15 protein-coding genes are annotated in these 14,672 nt (G+C 72.8%); 10 read left to right on the forward strand and 5 right to left on the reverse strand.

The annotated features are described in order from the left end of the window. Positions 1 to 5: 5 nt before the first annotated feature. Both ACZ67Q_RS02905 and ACZ67Q_RS02910 read right to left on the reverse strand, forming a co-directional pair. Positions 6 to 137 carry an LPFR motif small protein gene (locus ACZ67Q_RS02905; RefSeq protein ID WP_361629254.1) on the reverse strand — a complete coding sequence of 44 codons (132 nt, stop codon included), beginning with the start codon at positions 135 to 137 and terminating at the stop codon, positions 6 to 8. A gap of 192 nt (positions 138 to 329) precedes the next feature. Further along, a complete protein-coding gene (locus ACZ67Q_RS02910) occupies positions 330 to 1,199 on the reverse strand; it encodes an SCO6745 family protein (protein ID WP_471175515.1) in 870 nt (289 codons plus the stop codon). Positions 1,200 to 1,325: 126 nt separating this feature from the next. Here ACZ67Q_RS02910 and ACZ67Q_RS02915 point away from each other — a divergent pair, with 126 nt between their 5' ends. Both ACZ67Q_RS02915 and ACZ67Q_RS02920 read left to right on the forward strand, forming a co-directional pair. After that, positions 1,326 to 2,285: a GlxA family transcriptional regulator gene (locus ACZ67Q_RS02915; protein ID WP_471175517.1), complete on the forward strand. Its 960-nt coding sequence runs from the start codon at positions 1,326 to 1,328 to the stop codon at positions 2,283 to 2,285. An 11-nt stretch (positions 2,286 to 2,296) separates the two neighbouring features. Next, positions 2,297 to 2,932, forward strand: a complete 636-nt coding sequence (locus ACZ67Q_RS02920) for a DJ-1/PfpI family protein (protein WP_471175519.1) — start codon at positions 2,297 to 2,299, stop codon at positions 2,930 to 2,932. 20 nt (positions 2,933 to 2,952) lie between these two features. Here the strand turns inward: ACZ67Q_RS02920 and ACZ67Q_RS02925 are convergent, their stop codons facing one another. Beyond that, positions 2,953 to 3,702 carry an enoyl-CoA hydratase/isomerase family protein gene (locus ACZ67Q_RS02925; protein WP_471175521.1) on the reverse strand — a complete coding sequence of 250 codons (750 nt, stop codon included), beginning with the start codon at positions 3,700 to 3,702 and terminating at the stop codon, positions 2,953 to 2,955. Between the two features lie 314 nt (positions 3,703 to 4,016). On the opposite strand from ACZ67Q_RS02925, the gene ACZ67Q_RS02930 reads away from it, so the two are divergent. Beyond that, on the forward strand, positions 4,017 to 4,526 hold the full coding sequence (locus ACZ67Q_RS02930) for an ATP-binding protein (protein ID WP_471175523.1): 510 nt from the start codon (positions 4,017 to 4,019) through the stop codon (positions 4,524 to 4,526). 89 nt (positions 4,527 to 4,615) lie between these two features. Here ACZ67Q_RS02930 and idi read toward each other — a convergent pair whose 3' ends face one another. Continuing rightward, positions 4,616 to 5,212, reverse strand: coding sequence for an isopentenyl-diphosphate Delta-isomerase (idi, locus tag ACZ67Q_RS02935; protein WP_471175525.1), 597 nt, complete (start codon positions 5,210 to 5,212; stop codon positions 4,616 to 4,618). A 209-nt stretch (positions 5,213 to 5,421) separates the two neighbouring features. Beyond that, positions 5,422 to 6,366 carry a cation diffusion facilitator family transporter gene (locus ACZ67Q_RS02940; RefSeq protein WP_471175527.1) on the reverse strand — a complete coding sequence of 315 codons (945 nt, stop codon included), beginning with the start codon at positions 6,364 to 6,366 and terminating at the stop codon, positions 5,422 to 5,424. A 1,192-nt stretch (positions 6,367 to 7,558) separates the two neighbouring features. Here ACZ67Q_RS02940 and ACZ67Q_RS02945 point away from each other — a divergent pair. The 7 genes from ACZ67Q_RS02945 to ACZ67Q_RS02975 all read left to right on the forward strand — a co-directional run bounded on the left by ACZ67Q_RS02945 (position 7,559) and on the right by ACZ67Q_RS02975 (position 14,658). Next, the gene (locus ACZ67Q_RS02945) at positions 7,559 to 9,409 is read left to right on the forward strand and encodes a DUF5941 domain-containing protein (protein ID WP_471175529.1); all 1,851 of its coding nucleotides are present in this window, start codon (positions 7,559 to 7,561) and stop codon (positions 9,407 to 9,409) included. Beyond that, entirely contained in the window at positions 9,406 to 10,158 is a 753-nt protein-coding gene (locus tag ACZ67Q_RS02950; RefSeq protein ID WP_471175531.1) for a phosphocholine cytidylyltransferase family protein, read from the forward strand. Before ACZ67Q_RS02945 ends, ACZ67Q_RS02950 begins: the two co-directional genes overlap by 4 nt. After that, positions 10,146 to 11,207, forward strand: a complete 1,062-nt coding sequence (locus ACZ67Q_RS02955; RefSeq protein WP_471175533.1) for an iron-containing alcohol dehydrogenase family protein — start codon at positions 10,146 to 10,148, stop codon at positions 11,205 to 11,207. The genes ACZ67Q_RS02950 and ACZ67Q_RS02955 overlap by 13 nt, the downstream gene beginning before the upstream one ends. A gap of 13 nt (positions 11,208 to 11,220) precedes the next feature. Then, entirely contained in the window at positions 11,221 to 11,964 is a 744-nt protein-coding gene (locus ACZ67Q_RS02960; RefSeq protein ID WP_471175535.1) for a CDP-alcohol phosphatidyltransferase family protein, read from the forward strand. Further along, the gene (locus ACZ67Q_RS02965; protein WP_471175537.1) at positions 11,961 to 12,845 is read left to right on the forward strand and encodes a glycosyltransferase family 2 protein; all 885 of its coding nucleotides are present in this window, start codon (positions 11,961 to 11,963) and stop codon (positions 12,843 to 12,845) included. Before ACZ67Q_RS02960 ends, ACZ67Q_RS02965 begins: the two co-directional genes overlap by 4 nt. 102 nt (positions 12,846 to 12,947) lie before the next feature. Continuing rightward, positions 12,948 to 13,877: an ABC transporter permease gene (locus ACZ67Q_RS02970; protein WP_471175539.1), complete on the forward strand. Its 930-nt coding sequence runs from the start codon at positions 12,948 to 12,950 to the stop codon at positions 13,875 to 13,877. Next, positions 13,870 to 14,658 (forward strand): ABC transporter ATP-binding protein, encoded by a 789-nt coding sequence (locus ACZ67Q_RS02975; RefSeq protein ID WP_471175541.1) that lies wholly within the window; start codon positions 13,870 to 13,872, stop codon positions 14,656 to 14,658. The genes ACZ67Q_RS02970 and ACZ67Q_RS02975 overlap by 8 nt, the downstream gene beginning before the upstream one ends. Positions 14,659 to 14,672: the final 14 nt, after the last annotated feature.

Raw genomic sequence — 14,672 nt, forward strand, 5'->3', positions numbered from 1 at the left:
TGGGCTCAGGCCCCATGTCCCCGGGCCGTGCTCGAGGCGCCGCCGAACAGGCGGGCCACGGCGCGGAACGGCAGCGTCACGACGGTGGCCACCGCCGAGCCGATCTGGCGCAGAACATCTGCGATCGCACGGAACACGTAGATCCCCTTTGTTGGTCCGGATTGCTGTCCCGAACCGGGTACCGCGCCGCGCTGCGCCCATGCCCGGGCCTGCGCCTCGGTCCTTGCGGGGCCTGCGCCTGAGTCCTTGGGCCTGCGAGCCGGCGCTCGCCGTCCCTGCGCCTGAGCCCTTCCCGGCCCCTGCGAGCCGGCGCTCGCCGTGCCCGCGCCTCAGCCCTTGCCGACCAGGTCCGCAGGGAAGGCGCCTGCGAGGGCGGCGGCGCGGGAGAAGGCGCCCGCGAGGTCCGTCAGCCGCGCGACACCCTCCGCGCCCAGGTGCTCGTAGGGCGCCCGGTCCAGCCGGTCCGTCTGCTCCTCGATGTCCGCGCGCAGCGCCACACCCCTCTCGGTCAGCTCCCCGGACGCGTCGAGCAGGCCGCGCGCACGCAGCCGCCCCTGGGCCGCGTCCCAGTGCGCGCGCGTCCAGCCGCGTGTGGTGAACACCCAGGACGGCGTCATGCCCTTGCCCGTCGCTGTGTGGGTCACCACGGCCTCCAGACCGTCCAGCTCGGCCGCCAGCAGCACGGCGAGGTGCCCGTCGCCCCGGTGCTCGCGCAACAACGTCGCCGCGTGCCAGAACGCCAGGTGCGGCTCCTCGGGCACCGGCAGGTCCGCGTGGGCGGCGTACAGCGGCCGCCCGGGGCGGGAGCAGGCCTCGGCGGCACGCAGCGCCAGCCGGGCCGCCTCGGCCATCTCGTCCGAGGCGATCGTCTCCTCGCCCAGCAGCCGACGCAGCGAGCCGTCGACGGCACGCGCGCGTGCCGCGAGCACCTCGGCGGGCGCGGCCGTCGTCCACACCGCGGGCACATGCTCGGCGACCAGGTCGTACCGGTAGTTGTAGAAGGCCGCGGCGACCGTGCCGGCGCCCACCGGCCCGAGCGCCGCCGAACGGACGGCGAAGTTGACTGCCCGGGGGTGCATGATCCCCAGCGCGCCGAGTTCCTTGCCCAGTTCGGGGGCGAAGTAGTGCGCGGCGTGCAGTGTGTTGAGCGCGTTGTGGCAGCGGCGGCCGGCGCGCGGTGCAAGGACGGCAGTAGTCATGGCGGCACGTTACCGACCAGTCGGTATCCGATTCCACCCCCGGGCCGTTCCCGCACCGGGCGCATGGCAGAAAAGGTGGGAAATTCGTCGTTGCCGCCATCACGCCGCTGCCGAAGAATCGTCGGCATGGCGCAGCGAACCGTTCTCCTCGTGCTCTTCGACGGCGTGCAGAGCCTCGATGTCACCGGCCCCCTGGAGGTCTTCGCGGGCGCCGGGAACCACACGCCGGGCAGCTACCGGCTGCGTACGGCGTCCCTGGGGGGCGCCCCGGTGCGCACCTCCAGCGGTCTGCTCCTCGTACCGGACGAGGCGCTGGAGGACACGCCCGACCCGCACACCCTGCTCGTCCCCGGCGGGCAGGGCACCCGCAGCCCCGACCCGCACCTGGTCGACTGGCTGCGCCGGCACGGACCGCGGGCGCGGCGGCTGGTCTCGGTGTGCACCGGCGCGATCCTGCTCGCCCGGGCCGGCCTGCTGGACGGCCGGCGCGCCACCACGCACTGGGCGTACTGCGACACACTCGCCCGTGACCACCCGGCCGTCCAGGTCGAGCCCGACCCCATCTACGTCCGTGACGGCCACGTGAGCACCTCCGCTGGTGTCACCTCCGGCATCGACCTCGCCCTCGCCCTGGTGGAGGAGGACCTCGGCCGGGACGCCGCGCTCACCATCGCCCGCCACCTGGTGGTCTTCCTGCGCCGGCCCGGCAACCAGGCGCAGTTCAGCGCGCAGCTCTCCGCGCAGACCGCCTCCCGCGAGCCGCTGCGCGAGGTGCAGCAGTGGATCACCGAGCACCCGGACGGCGATCTCGGCGTGGAGGCGCTCGCGGCCCGCGCCCGGCTGTCGCCGCGCCACTTCACGCGCGCGTTCCAGGCCGAGACCGGCACGACACCCGGCCGGTACGTCGACCGGGTCCGTCTGGAGCACGCCCGCCGTCTGCTGGAGGACACCGGGGACGGCGTGGAGGAGGTCGCCCGCGCCAGCGGCTACGGCACCCCGGAGGCCATGCGGCGCGCCTTCGTCAAAGCCCTCGGTGCCTCCCCGGCGGAGTACCGCCGCCGTTTCCGCCCCGCACCCACCCGTTGAAAGGGACCCTCATGCAGATCGCCGTGGTCGTCTACGACCGTTTCACCGCCCTCGACGCCGTCGGGCCCTACGAGATCCTCAGCCGCCTGCCGGACGCGCACGTCGACTTCGTCGCCGAGGAGCCGGGCGCCGTCCGTACCGACACCGGCTTCCTCGCCGTCACGGCCGACCGGGCCATGCGGGAGGTGCCCAGCCCCGACGTCGTCGTGGTGGCGGGCGGCCCCGGCACGTTCGAGCAGGCGGAGAACGAGGCCCTGGCGGAGTGGCTGCGCGCGGCCGACGCGGCCAGCACCTGGACGACCTCGGTGTGCTCCGGGTCGCTGCTGCTGGGCGCCGCCGGTCTGCTGCGCGGCCGGCGCGCCACGAGCCACTGGGCCGCGCTGGACCTCCTGCGGCAGTACGGGGCCGAGCCCACCGGGCAGCGCGTGGTCTTCGACGGCAAGTACGTCACCGCCGCCGGAGTCTCCTCCGGCATCGACATGGCGCTCGCCCTGGTCGGCCGGATCGCCGGCGACGAGCACGCACAAGCCGTGCAGCTGCTCACCGAGTACGACCCGCAGCCTCCCTACGACGCCGGGTCGCCCGAGAAGGCGCCCGCGCATCTCGTCGAGGAGTTCCGCACGGCGAGCCGTTTCGCCCTGACGTGAGGATGAGCCTGACGGGAGGATCAGCCTGACGTCGTCCACGTGAAGCGCGGCGCCCGGCGCTCCAGGAACGCGGCGACTCCCTCCACGGTGTCGCCGCTGCCGCGCGCCTGCTCGGTCCAGTGCTCCTCGCGGTCCGTACGGCCGTTCGCGAACTCCTTGGCCGCGGCCTGCGTGAGCTGTGAGCGGGCGGCCAGGACGCGGGTGAACTCGGCGACCCGCTTGTCCAGTTCGCCCTCCGGCAGCAGTTCGTCGACGAGCCCGGTGCGCAGGGCCCGCTCGGCGTCGATCAACTCACCGGAGAAGAGCAGGTACTTGGTGGTCGCCGGTCCGACGAGGGCGGCCAGCCGGCGGGTCGCGGAGGCCGGGTAGACGATTCCGAGCTTCGCGGGAGTCACCCCGAACAGCGCGCCCTGCTCCGCGAACCGCAGATCGCAGGCCGCCGCCAGCTGGGCGCCGCCGCCCACGCAGTGGCCCCGCACCGCGGCCAGCGTCGGCTTGGGAAACGCGGCCAGCGCCTCCTCGGCGAGTACCGCCAGGCGCTGGGCCTCCTCGGGGGAGCCCTTGAGAGTGGAGATGTCGGCGCCCGCGCAGAAGGTGCCGCCCTCGCCGGTCAGTACCAGCACGCGCACGTCCGGATCGGCGGCCAGAGCGTCCAGCAGCGGGGGCAGTGCCCGCCACATCGCCGCCGTCATGGCGTTGCGCTTGGCCGGATGGCGGATCACGACGGTGGCGACCGCGTCGGTGACGCTGTGCTGCAGCTCGGGCTCCATGGGCCGGATGCTATCGGCGCCCCCGGCCGGAGCCGGAGTGAGACTGCGCACGGGGATGAGGTGAAACGTCCCACGCTGGGCGAAGACCCCGCGGACGCCCTGGGCGGGCGGGCCGCGCAGAACCCGTACAACCCGAAGAGTTCCGGAAGGCGGCACGACGGGGACACGAGCAGTCCCACATCTGACCGTGTCATACGCCAACGGTCACGAATGCTCGATATGCGCCTACTTCTGGTCAGCTGCGCGGAGGCGAGCGACGCGTTCTCAACACTCGACGTGTGGTGACAATCGAGCGCAGAGGTGGCGACCGGACGATGGACGATCACGGGCGCGGGTCCGCCCCCCGCCCGGCGGGCGGGACGGACGTCCCCGCCGACCCGCCGAGACCGGGCCCGCTGCCGTACGAGGGCGTGTGGCGGTTCACCGCCCCCGCCGTCGACGCCTCCGTACCGCAGGCCCGGCACGCCGTGCGGGACCTGCTGTACCGTCAGGGCGTCCCGGTCACTTCCGACCTGTTGCAGGGACTGCTGCTGATCGTCTCGGAGCTGGTGACCAACGCCGTCCGGCACGCGGCGCTGCTGTCGCCGATGCTCGCCGTGGAGGTGGCGGTCGGCGCCGAATGGGTGCGGGTGTCCGTGGAGGACAACCACCCCTACCGTCCCACCGCCCTGGAGGCCGACCACGGGCAGCTCGGCGGACGCGGGCTGCTGCTGGTCCGCGAGATCACCCGCGAGGCGGGCGGGGTGTGCGACGTGGAGCACACGGCGAGCGGCGGCAAGGTGATCTGGGCGGCCCTGCCGCTCACGTCCGCGCGCGTGCCGTAACGTTCCTCGACCGGCCCGGCGGCGCGCGTCCACCGGACCGGGGCGGCGCTCACCGGACCGGGTCAGGACTTACCGGCCCGGACCGGTCCTCACCAGCCCGCGCTCGGGCCCGTCAGTTCCCTGACCGCCGGGCGCGCCGCGTCCAGCACGGTCATGAACCAGGCCGAGAACACGTCCTTCGCGTGGCGTTCGGCCAGCTCGGCCGGGGTCACGAAGGCCGTCGCGCCGACCTCCTCCGGGTCCGGACGCAGCGGGGACTGCACGAGCCCGACGAACAGGTGGTTGTACTCCTGCTCCACCAGGCCCGACGCCGGGTCCGGGTGGTTGTAGCGCACCGTGCCGGCCTCGGCGAGGAGCGACGGGGACACGCCCAGCTCCTCGTGGGTGCGCCGGGCGGCGGCGGCGAAGGGCGCCTCACCGGGGTAGGGGTGGCCGCAGCAGGTGTTCGACCAGACGCCGGGGGAGTGGTACTTGCCCAGCGCCCGCTGCTGGAGCAGCAGCCGGCCGGTCTCGTCGAAGAGGAACACCGAGAACGCCCGGTGCAGCTGCCCCGGAGGCTGATGGGCGGCGAGCTTCTCCTCGGTGCCGATCGTCACGCCGTTCTCGTCGACCAGTTCCAGCAAAATCGCGTCCGCGGTGCCGTTCGACGACGAGGTCTGCGTCGCGGTGGCAGGTGTGATCGGCATACCCATCCTTCGCATCGTCCTACGGCCCCCAGTCTGCCGTACATTTCCGGCACTCCCGGCCCTTGACGGCACGCCGCATGTCCCGCGCCGAGGCGGTCCGCGGCCGTGCCCGCCCCGTCACCGGAAGGGGGCCCGGTGGTTGATGTTGCCCGGGGCGACGGCTGCGGAACCGTCCTTTCCGGGTGAGCCGGGCGCGGTGGCGGGTGCGCTCAGTGGCACAGATGCGCCTCGTGTTCCGCGTGACCGCCGGGCTCGAGCTGGAAGGTGCAGTGCTCGACGTCGAAGTGGCCGCCGAGGCACTCCTGCAGTTCGTGCAGCATCTTCTCGTGGCCGATCGCGTTGAGAACCTCGGTGCTGACCACGACGTGCGCGGACAGCACCGGCAGGCCCGAGGTGATCGTCCAGGCGTGCAGGTCGTGGACGTCCTCCACGCCGTCCAGGGCAAGGATGTGCGTGCGCACCTCCGCCATGTCCACGCCCTTCGGCGCCGACTCCAGCAGCACGTCCAGGGTCTCGCGCAGCAGCTTGACGGTCCGCGGGACGATCATCAGGCCGATGACCAGGGAGGCGATCGGGTCGGCTGCTTGCCAGCCGGTGAGCAGGATCACCGCGGCGGCGATGATCACGGCGACCGAGCCGAGTGCGTCGGCGGCGACCTCGAGGAAGGCGCCGCGCACGTTGAGGCTCTCCGCCTGGCCGCGCATCAGCAGGGCGAGCGAGACGCTGTTGGCGACGAGGCCGAAGACGCCGAAGAAGATCGTGAGCCCGCCCTCCGTGGCGGCGGGGGTGACGAAGCGCTGGATCGCCTCGACGAGGACGTAGCCGCCCACGCCGAGCAGGAGCAGACAGTTGGCCAGCGCGGCGAGGATCTCGGCTCGGGCCAGGCCGAAGGTGCGGCGCTCGCTGGGCGGGCGGTTCGCGAAATGGATCGCCAGCAGGGCCATGCCGAGGCCGAGGGCGTCGGTCGCCATGTGCGCGGCGTCGGCGACCAGCGCGAGGGAGTCGGCGAGCAGGCCGCCGATGATCTCGACCACCATCACGGTGAGCGTGATCCCCAGCGCGGCCCGCAGCCGCCCGCGGTACGCCGCGGTCGCCGTCCCGACGGTGTGCGCATGCCCGCCGTGACCGTGCGCGTGATCGTGCCCAGCCCCCATGAAAACTCCTCCTGTGAACGCCCGAGCCCCCAGTCAACTACGGGTGGGGGGTATCCGGCAACGCGGCACTGAACACCGTTGTCATGTGCCCTGACCTGCACAAACGAATCCCAGGTCAGGGGGTTGCGGGCGGCTCCGCCGAGGGAGCGGGCGGCTCCGCCGGGGGGGCGGGCGGCTCCGCCGGGGGAGCGGCGGCCCCGGCACAGAGGGCGTGCCCTTACGTGTCCTGGTGCCCGGGCCGCGCGCGGCCCAGCGCCTGCACACCGAGCCGGGCGAGCATCCGCCCCCGCGGTCCGGCGCGGAGTACGGCTTTGCCGCGGGGCCCGGCGGAGCTCCGCACACCGACGGCGTGCCCGCGGATCGCCGCCCCGGCGTCCGCCCGTCCGTTCCGGCGCCGCCTCCGACTGCCTCCGGCCGCATGGGCCCACCCCGACTTGGGCATCCGCCGGGCCCGACTTGGGCATATGCCGGGGCCCGCGTTGGGCTTCCGCCGCCGCCCGGCTTTGCCGCTCGTGCCGCCCGGCTCCACCGGCCGTCCTCCGGGCGAGCCTCGACGGACCTCCGACCCGCCCCCACCGCCCGGCCTGCGGCGCCGCCCCGCGCCGACGACCGGGGTGCCACCACCGAACCGACGGGGGACCGCCACCCGCCACCGAACCGACGAGGGCCGCCACCGAAGGAGCCCGCCACCCCGGCGTACCTCGCCGCCGACGCGCCACGTCAGACGCCGGCGCCCCACCCCGGTATCGCGCCCCAGCCTGACGTGACAGACCGCCTCATCGGAGGGCCCCGCCACCCGCCTCTCGGGGTGACCCGGCGCCCGGCCTGCGGCCCCCTCCGGTCGTTCCCCGCCCTGCTGCAAGGCCCCCCACAGCCTCCGCCGGTATGCCGCAGGGCCCCCCGCAGCCCCCCGCCGGTCTGCCGCAAGGCCCCCCGCAGCCCCCCGCCGGTATGTCCCCCGATGCGGCGTCTGTCGGGGGCGGTTTGTGGGGTGGGGGTTCGATCACCGATGATGATCGCGGCAAAGGGCGGTGCAGTCCGTGTCGATCAGGTGTTGAACGGGCGGTGAACACGCGCTTCGCGGCATCCGATAGCCTCTGCCGACATGCCGCCCGCCTGGTGCAGCCAGCGGTGCCCCCCACCATGCACACGACCGGCGCCCGACGCGCCGGTGTCCAGGGAGTGAGTTCGGTTGCCGACCGCCATCCTCACCGGCCAGCCGGTCCCCGGAGCGTCGATCGAGGACGACCTGCGGGCGCTGGGCTTCGAGGTGCGGCTCGCCTCGGACGCCGCCGACGCCGAGTCCCTGCTCGCCGCCGTCCCCGGTGACCAGCGCGTCGCCGTCGTCGACGCCCGCTTCGTCGGCCACCTGCACGCCCTGCGTCTCGGCCTGACCGACCCCCGCTTCCCGCTCGCCGCGATCCCCGGTGCCGTCACCGCCCAGCCCGCGGGCCGCCAGGCCCTCACCCGTGCGATGGCCCGCGAGACGTCCGCGTCCGGCGACACCACGGGCGCCCCGGGCTCCGTGGGCGCCACCCACACCGCCGTCGCCGGTCTCGCCGACCGGGTCACCGCCGCCCTCGACGCCGAGGGCACCGACGTCCACCGCCCCGCGCTCGGCAGTCTCGTCGCCGCCGTACCCGCCGACCCGCAGGCCCGCAACGAGGCGCGGCAGGCCGTCGCCGCGGTCGACGACGAGGCCGTACGCCTGAAGTCGGCCGTGAAGGCCGGCGACGGCTTCTTCACGACCTTCTTCATCAGCCCGTACTCGCGCCACATCGCCCGCTGGTGCGCCCGGCGCGGACTCACCCCGAACCAGGTCACCACCGCCTCCCTGCTCACCGCCCTGATCGCCGCGGGCTGCGCGGCCACCGGCACCCGCGGGGGCTTCGTCGCGGCCGGCGTCCTGCTCATCGCGTCCTTCGTGCTCGACTGCACCGACGGCCAGCTCGCCCGTTACTCCCTGCAGTACTCCACGCTCGGCGCCTGGCTGGACGCCACCTTCGACCGGGCCAAGGAGTACGCCTACTACGCGGGTCTCGCCCTCGGGGCGGCCCGCGGCGGCGACGACGTATGGGCGCTGGCCCTCGGTGCGATGATCCTGCAGACCGGTCGGCACATGGTCGACTTCGCCTTCCACGAGGCCACCGACGACGCGGCCCCCGCCGCGGCCGGAGCGGGGCCCACCGCCCCCACCGACCGGCTCGACGGCGTCGGGTGGACGCTGTGGGTGCGCCGCATGATCATCCTGCCCATCGGTGAGCGGTGGGCCATGATCGCGGTCCTCACCGCCGCGACCACCCCGCGCATCACCTTCTACGCCCTGCTCGTCGGCTGCGCCTTCGCCTCCGTCTACACCACGGCCGGCCGGGTGCTGCGTTCCCTGGCCCGCAGGGCCCACCGGGGCACCGACCGCGCGGCGCGCGCGCTCGCGGACCTGGCCGACTCCGGGCCGCTCGCCCACGGCATCGCCCGCGTGCTGCCGGGGTGGCGGCTGCCCGGCGCCGCCGTCCCCGCCGTGGCCGCGCTGGGCGGCGCCGCGGTCGTGGCCGTCTCGGTTCTGACCGACCACGGCAGTGTGTGGCCCGCCCTCGCGGCCGCCGTCTACGTCCTGACCTCCGCGCTCGCCGTCGCCCGCCCGCTCACCGGCCCCCTCGACTGGCTCGTCCCCCCGCTCTTCCGCGCCGCCGAATACGTCACCGTGCTCGCGCTGGCCGCGAAAGCGGACGTGAACGGGGCGCTTCCGGCGGCTTTCGGGCTGGTGGCGGCCGTCGCCTACCATCACTACGACACGGTGTACCGCATCCGCGGCGACGCCGGCGCGCCGCCGGCCTGGCTGGTGCGCGCCACCGGGGGACAGGAGGGGCGGACGCTGCTCGTCGCCGTACTGGCCGCGTTGCTCACCGCCCCGCAGTTCAAGGTCGCGCTCACGGCTGAGGCCGTGATCATCGCCCTGCTGGTGCTCGTCGAGAGCATCCGCTTCTGGGTGTCCGCCCATCAGGGCGGCGCACCCGCCGTACACGACGAAGGAGAACCCGCATGATCGGCCTCGTGCTGGCGGCCGGCGCCGGACGGCGTCTGCGCCCCTACACCGACACCCTGCCCAAGGCACTGGTGCCGGTCGGGCCCGAGGGCGCCGAGGACAGCCTCACCGTCCTGGACCTCACCCTGGGCAACTTCGCCGAGGTGGGTCTCACCGAGGTCGCGGTCATCGTCGGCTACCGCAAGGAGGCCGTGTACGAGCGCCGGGAGGCCCTGGAGGCCAAGTACGGCCTGAAGATCACCCTGATCGACAACGACAAGGCCGAGGAGTGGAACAACGCCTACTCCCTGTGGTGCGGCCGTGACGCCCTCAAGGACGGCGTGATCCTCGCCAACGGCGACACCGTGCACCCGGTCTCCGTCGAGAAGACCCTGCTCGCGGCCCGCGGCGAAGGCAAGAAGATCATCCTCGCCCTGGACACCGTGAAGTCCCTCGCCGACGAGGAGATGAAGGTCGTCGTCGACCCCGCCAAGGGCGTTCAGAAGATCACCAAGCTGATGGACCCGGCCGAGGCGACCGGCGAGTACATCGGTGTCACCCTCATCGAGGGCGACGCGGCCGCCGAGCTGGCCGACGCGCTGAAGACCACCTTCGAGCGCGACCCGCAGCTGTACTACGAGGACGGCTACCAGGAGCTCGTCAACCGCGGCTTCCAGATCGACGTGGCGCCGATCGGCGACGTCAAGTGGGTCGAGATCGACAACCACGACGACCTCGCCAAGGGGCGTGTGATCGCGTGCCAGTACTGACCCGGCTGATCCCCACGCCGGTCGTCGTGGACATCCGCCCGGGTGCCCTCGACGACCTGGCGGGCGTCCTCGCCGACGAGCGGATCTCGCACTCCGGGCGGCTCGCCGTCGCCGTCAGCAACGGCTCCGGCGCCCGGCTGCGCGAGCGCATCGCGCCCTCGCTGCCCGGCGCCACCTGGTACGAGGTCGGCGGCGGCACCCTGGACGACGCGATCCGGCTGGCCGGCGACATGAAGGCCGGCCGCTACGACGCGGTCGTCGGCCTCGGCGGCGGCAAGATCATCGACTGCGCCAAGTTCGCCGCGGCGCGCGTCGGGCTGCCCCTGGTCGCCGTGCCGACCAACCTCGCGCACGACGGCCTGTGCTCCCCGGTCGCCACCCTCGACAACGACGCCGGCCGCGGCTCCTACGGTGTGCCGAACCCGATCGCCGTCGTCATCGACCTGGACGTCATCCGCGACGCCCCGGCCCGCTTCGTGCGCTCCGGCATCGGCGACGCCATCTCCAACATCTCCGCCATCGCGGACTGGGAGCTGGCCAACCGGGTCAACGGCGAGAAGATCGACGGCCTGGCCGCGGCCATGGCCCGGCAGGCGGGCGAGGCGGTGCTGCGCCACCCCGGCGGCATCGGCGACAACGACTTCCTGCAGGTCCTCGCCGAGGCGCTGGTCCTCAGCGGCATCGCCATGTCCGTCTCGGGCGACTCGCGGCCGTCCTCCGGCGCCTGCCACGAGATCAACCACGCCTTCGACCTGCTCTACCCCAAGCGGGCCGCCAGCCACGGCGAGCAGTGCGGCCTCGGCGCCGCCTTCGCGATGTACCTGCGCGGCGCGCACGAGGCGTCGGCCCACATGGCCGAGGTGCTGCGCCGGCACGGGCTGCCCGTGCTGCCAGGCGAGATCGGCTTCACGACCGAGGAGTTCGTCAAGGTCGTGGAGTTCGCGCCGGAGACCCGGCCCGGCCGCTACACGATCCTGGAACACCTCGACCTCACGACCGAACAGATCAAGGACGTCTACGCCGACTATGTCAAGGCCATCGGTAGCTGAACTCCGCCCGGTCGTGCACCCCGCGGGGGTCAAGGACCGGCGCAGCGGTGAGCACTGGGCGGGCCGCCTCTACATGCGTGAGGTGTCCCTGCGGATCGACCGCTACCTGGTGAACACCAGGGTCACCCCCAACCAGCTCACCTACCTGATGACCGTCTGCGGCGTGCTCGCGGCCCCGGCGCTGCTGGTGCCCGGGATCCCCGGCGCGGTCCTCGGCGTGGTGGCGGTCCAGCTGTACCTGCTGCTGGACTGCGTCGACGGCGAGATCGCCCGCTGGAAGCAGCAGTACTCGCTGGGCGGGGTCTACCTGGACCGGGTCGGCGCCTACCTCACCGACGCCGCCGTACTGGTCGGCCTCGGCCTGCGCGCCGCCGACCTGTTCGGCAGCGGCCGTATCGACTGGCTGTGGGCGTTCCTCGGCACCCTCGCCGCGCTCGGCGCGATCCTGATCAAGGCCGAGACCGACCTGGTCGGCGTGGCCCGCCACCAGGCAGGGCTGCCGCCGGTCAAGGAGGCGGCGTCCGAGCCGCGCTCCTCCGGCATGGCGCTGGCCCGCAAGGCCGCCGCGGCGCTGAAGTTCCACCGGCTGATCCTCGGCATCGAGGCGTCGCTGCTGATCCTGGTCCTCGCGATCGTGGACCAGGCCCGGGGCGACCTGTTCTTCACCCGCCTCGGCACCGCCGTGCTCGCGGCGATCGCGCTGCTGCAGACGCTGCTGCACCTGGTGTCCGTCCTCGCCTCGAGCAGGCTGAAATGAGCGCCCCGCTGAAGGTCGGCGCGGTCGTCATCACCATGGGCAACCGCCCCGACGAACTGCGGGCCCTCCTCGACTCGGTCGCGAAGCAGGACGGCGACCGGGTCGAGGTGGTCGTCGTCGGCAACGGCTCACCGGTGCCGGACGTCCCCGCGGGCGTGCGCACGATCGAGCTGCCGGAGAACCTCGGCATCCCCGGCGGGCGCAACGTCGGCATCGAGGCGTTCGGGCCCGGCGGCCGGGACGTCGACATCCTGCTCTTCCTCGACGACGACGGTCTGCTCGCCCGCACCGACACCGCCGAGCTGTGCCGCCGGGCGTTCGCCGCCGACGACAGGCTCGGCATCATCAGCTTCCGCATCGCCGACCCGGACACCGGCGTCACCCAGCGCCGGCACGTGCCGCGGCTGCGCGCCTCGGACCCGATGCGCTCCTCGCGGGTCACCACCTTCCTCGGCGGCGCCAACGCCGTCCGTACGCGGGTCTTCGCCGAGGTGGGGGCGCTGCCGGACGCGTTCTTCTACGCCCATGAGGAGACCGACCTGGCGTGGCGGGCCCTGGACGCGGGCTGGATGATCGACTACCGGTCCGACATGGTGCTGTACCACCCGACGACCGCCCCCTCGCGGCACGCGGTCTACCACCGCATGGTCGCCCGCAACCGCGTCTGGCTGGCCCGCCGCAACCTGCCCGCCCCCCTCGTCCCCGTCTACCTCGGGGTGTGGCTGCTGCTCACGCTGGCCCGCCGCCCGTCCCGGTCGGCGCTGAAGGCCTGGTTCGGCGGTTTCCGCGAGGGCTGGACCACGGCGTGCGGTCCCCGCCGCCCCATGCGGTGGCGTACCGTGTGGCGGCTGACCCGGCTGGGCCGGCCCCCCATCATCTGAGAAGCTCGTTCCCGACGGCACGCCGGCGGCCCGACCCCTGGCCCCCGGCTCGTGCCCAGCCCGCACAGGCTGCGCATCGAAACGAAGACGAAAGTTTCCACTGTGAGTGAGACAACGCATGACGGCACAGTCGCGGTGAGCGCGGCACCGTCGCCCGACGAGGGCCTCACGGCGGCACAGCTCGCCGCCCGGTACGGGCTGTCCGTGAGCGGTGCCCGGCCGCCGCTGACGGAGTACGTCCGCCAGCTGTGGGGCCGGCGCCACTTCATCATGGCCTTCTCCTCGGCCAAACTGACCGCCCAGTACAGCCAGGCCAAGCTCGGCCAGCTGTGGCAGGTGGCCACCCCGCTGCTGAACGCGGCCGTGTACTACCTGATCTTCGGGCTCATCCTGAAGGCCAACAGGGGCATCGACCGCGAGGTCTACGTGCCGTTCCTGGTCACGGGCATCTTCGTCTTCACCTTCACCCAGAACTCGGTGATGGCCGGGGTCCGCGCGATCTCCGGGAACCTCGGCCTGGTACGCGCGCTGCACTTCCCGCGCGCCTCGCTGCCGATCTCGTTCTCGCTCCAGCAGCTCCAGCAGCTGCTCTTCTCGATGATCGTGCTGTTCATCTTCGCGATCGGGTTCGGCAGCTACCCGGACATGTCCTGGCTGCTGATCATTCCGATACTCCTGCTGCAGTTCTGCTTCAACACCGGGCTGTCGCTGATCATGGCGCGGGCCGGCGCCAAGACCCCGGACCTCGCGCAGCTCATGCCGTTCATCATGCGCACCTGGATGTACGCGTCGGGCGTGATGTTCTCCATCCCGGTCATGCTGGCCGACAAGCCGGCCTGGATCGCCACGGTGCTCCAGTGGAACCCGACCGCGATCTACATGGACCTGATGCGCTTCGCGCTCATCGACGGTTACGGCGCGGGCAACCTGCCCGACCACGTCTGGGCGGCGGCCGGCGGCTGGGCCGTGCTGTTCGCCGTGGGCGGCTTCGTGTACTTCTGGAAGGCGGAGGAGAGGTACGGCCGTGGCTGAGCAGCAGGGAACCGAACGCGTCCCGACGGTGATCGCGGACGGTGTGCACATCGTCTACCGCGTCAACGGAGCCAAGGGCGGCAAGGGCAGCGCGACCGCCGCCCTCAGCCGGATACTCAAGCGGCGCTCCGGCGAAGAGGAGCGGGGCGTGCGCAAGGTGCACGCCGTGCGCGGCGTGTCGTTCGTCGCCTACAAGGGCGAGGCCATCGGCCTGATCGGCTCCAACGGCTCCGGCAAGTCGACCCTGCTGCGCGCCATCGCCGGGCTGCTGCCCTGCGAGAAGGGCCGGGTCTACACCGACGGCCAGCCCTCCCTGCTCGGCGTCAACGCGGCTCTGATGAACGACCTGACCGGCGAGCGCAACGTCATCCTCGGCGGTCTGGCCATGGGTATGTCCCGCGAGGAGATCAAGACCCGCTACCAGGACATCGTCGACTTCTCCGGCATCAACGAGAAGGGTGACTTCATCACCCTGCCGATGCGCACGTACTCCTCCGGCATGGCCGCCCGTCTGCGGTTCTCCATCGCGGCCGCCAAGGACCACGACGTGCTGATGATCGACGAGGCGCTGGCCACCGGTGACGCCAAGTTCCAGAAGCGCTCCGAGGAACGCATCCGGGAGTTGCGCAAGGAGGCCGGAACGGTGTTTCTGGTCAGTCACAGCAACAAGTCCATCCGCGACACCTGCGACCGGGTGCTGTGGCTGGAACGCGGTGAGCTGCGCATGGACGGCGCCACCGAAGAGGTCCTCAAGGAGTACGAGAAGTTCACGGGCAAGTGATCCGCCTGCCGCAG

The organism is Streptomyces sp. NPDC036813 (genome assembly GCF_055609245.1).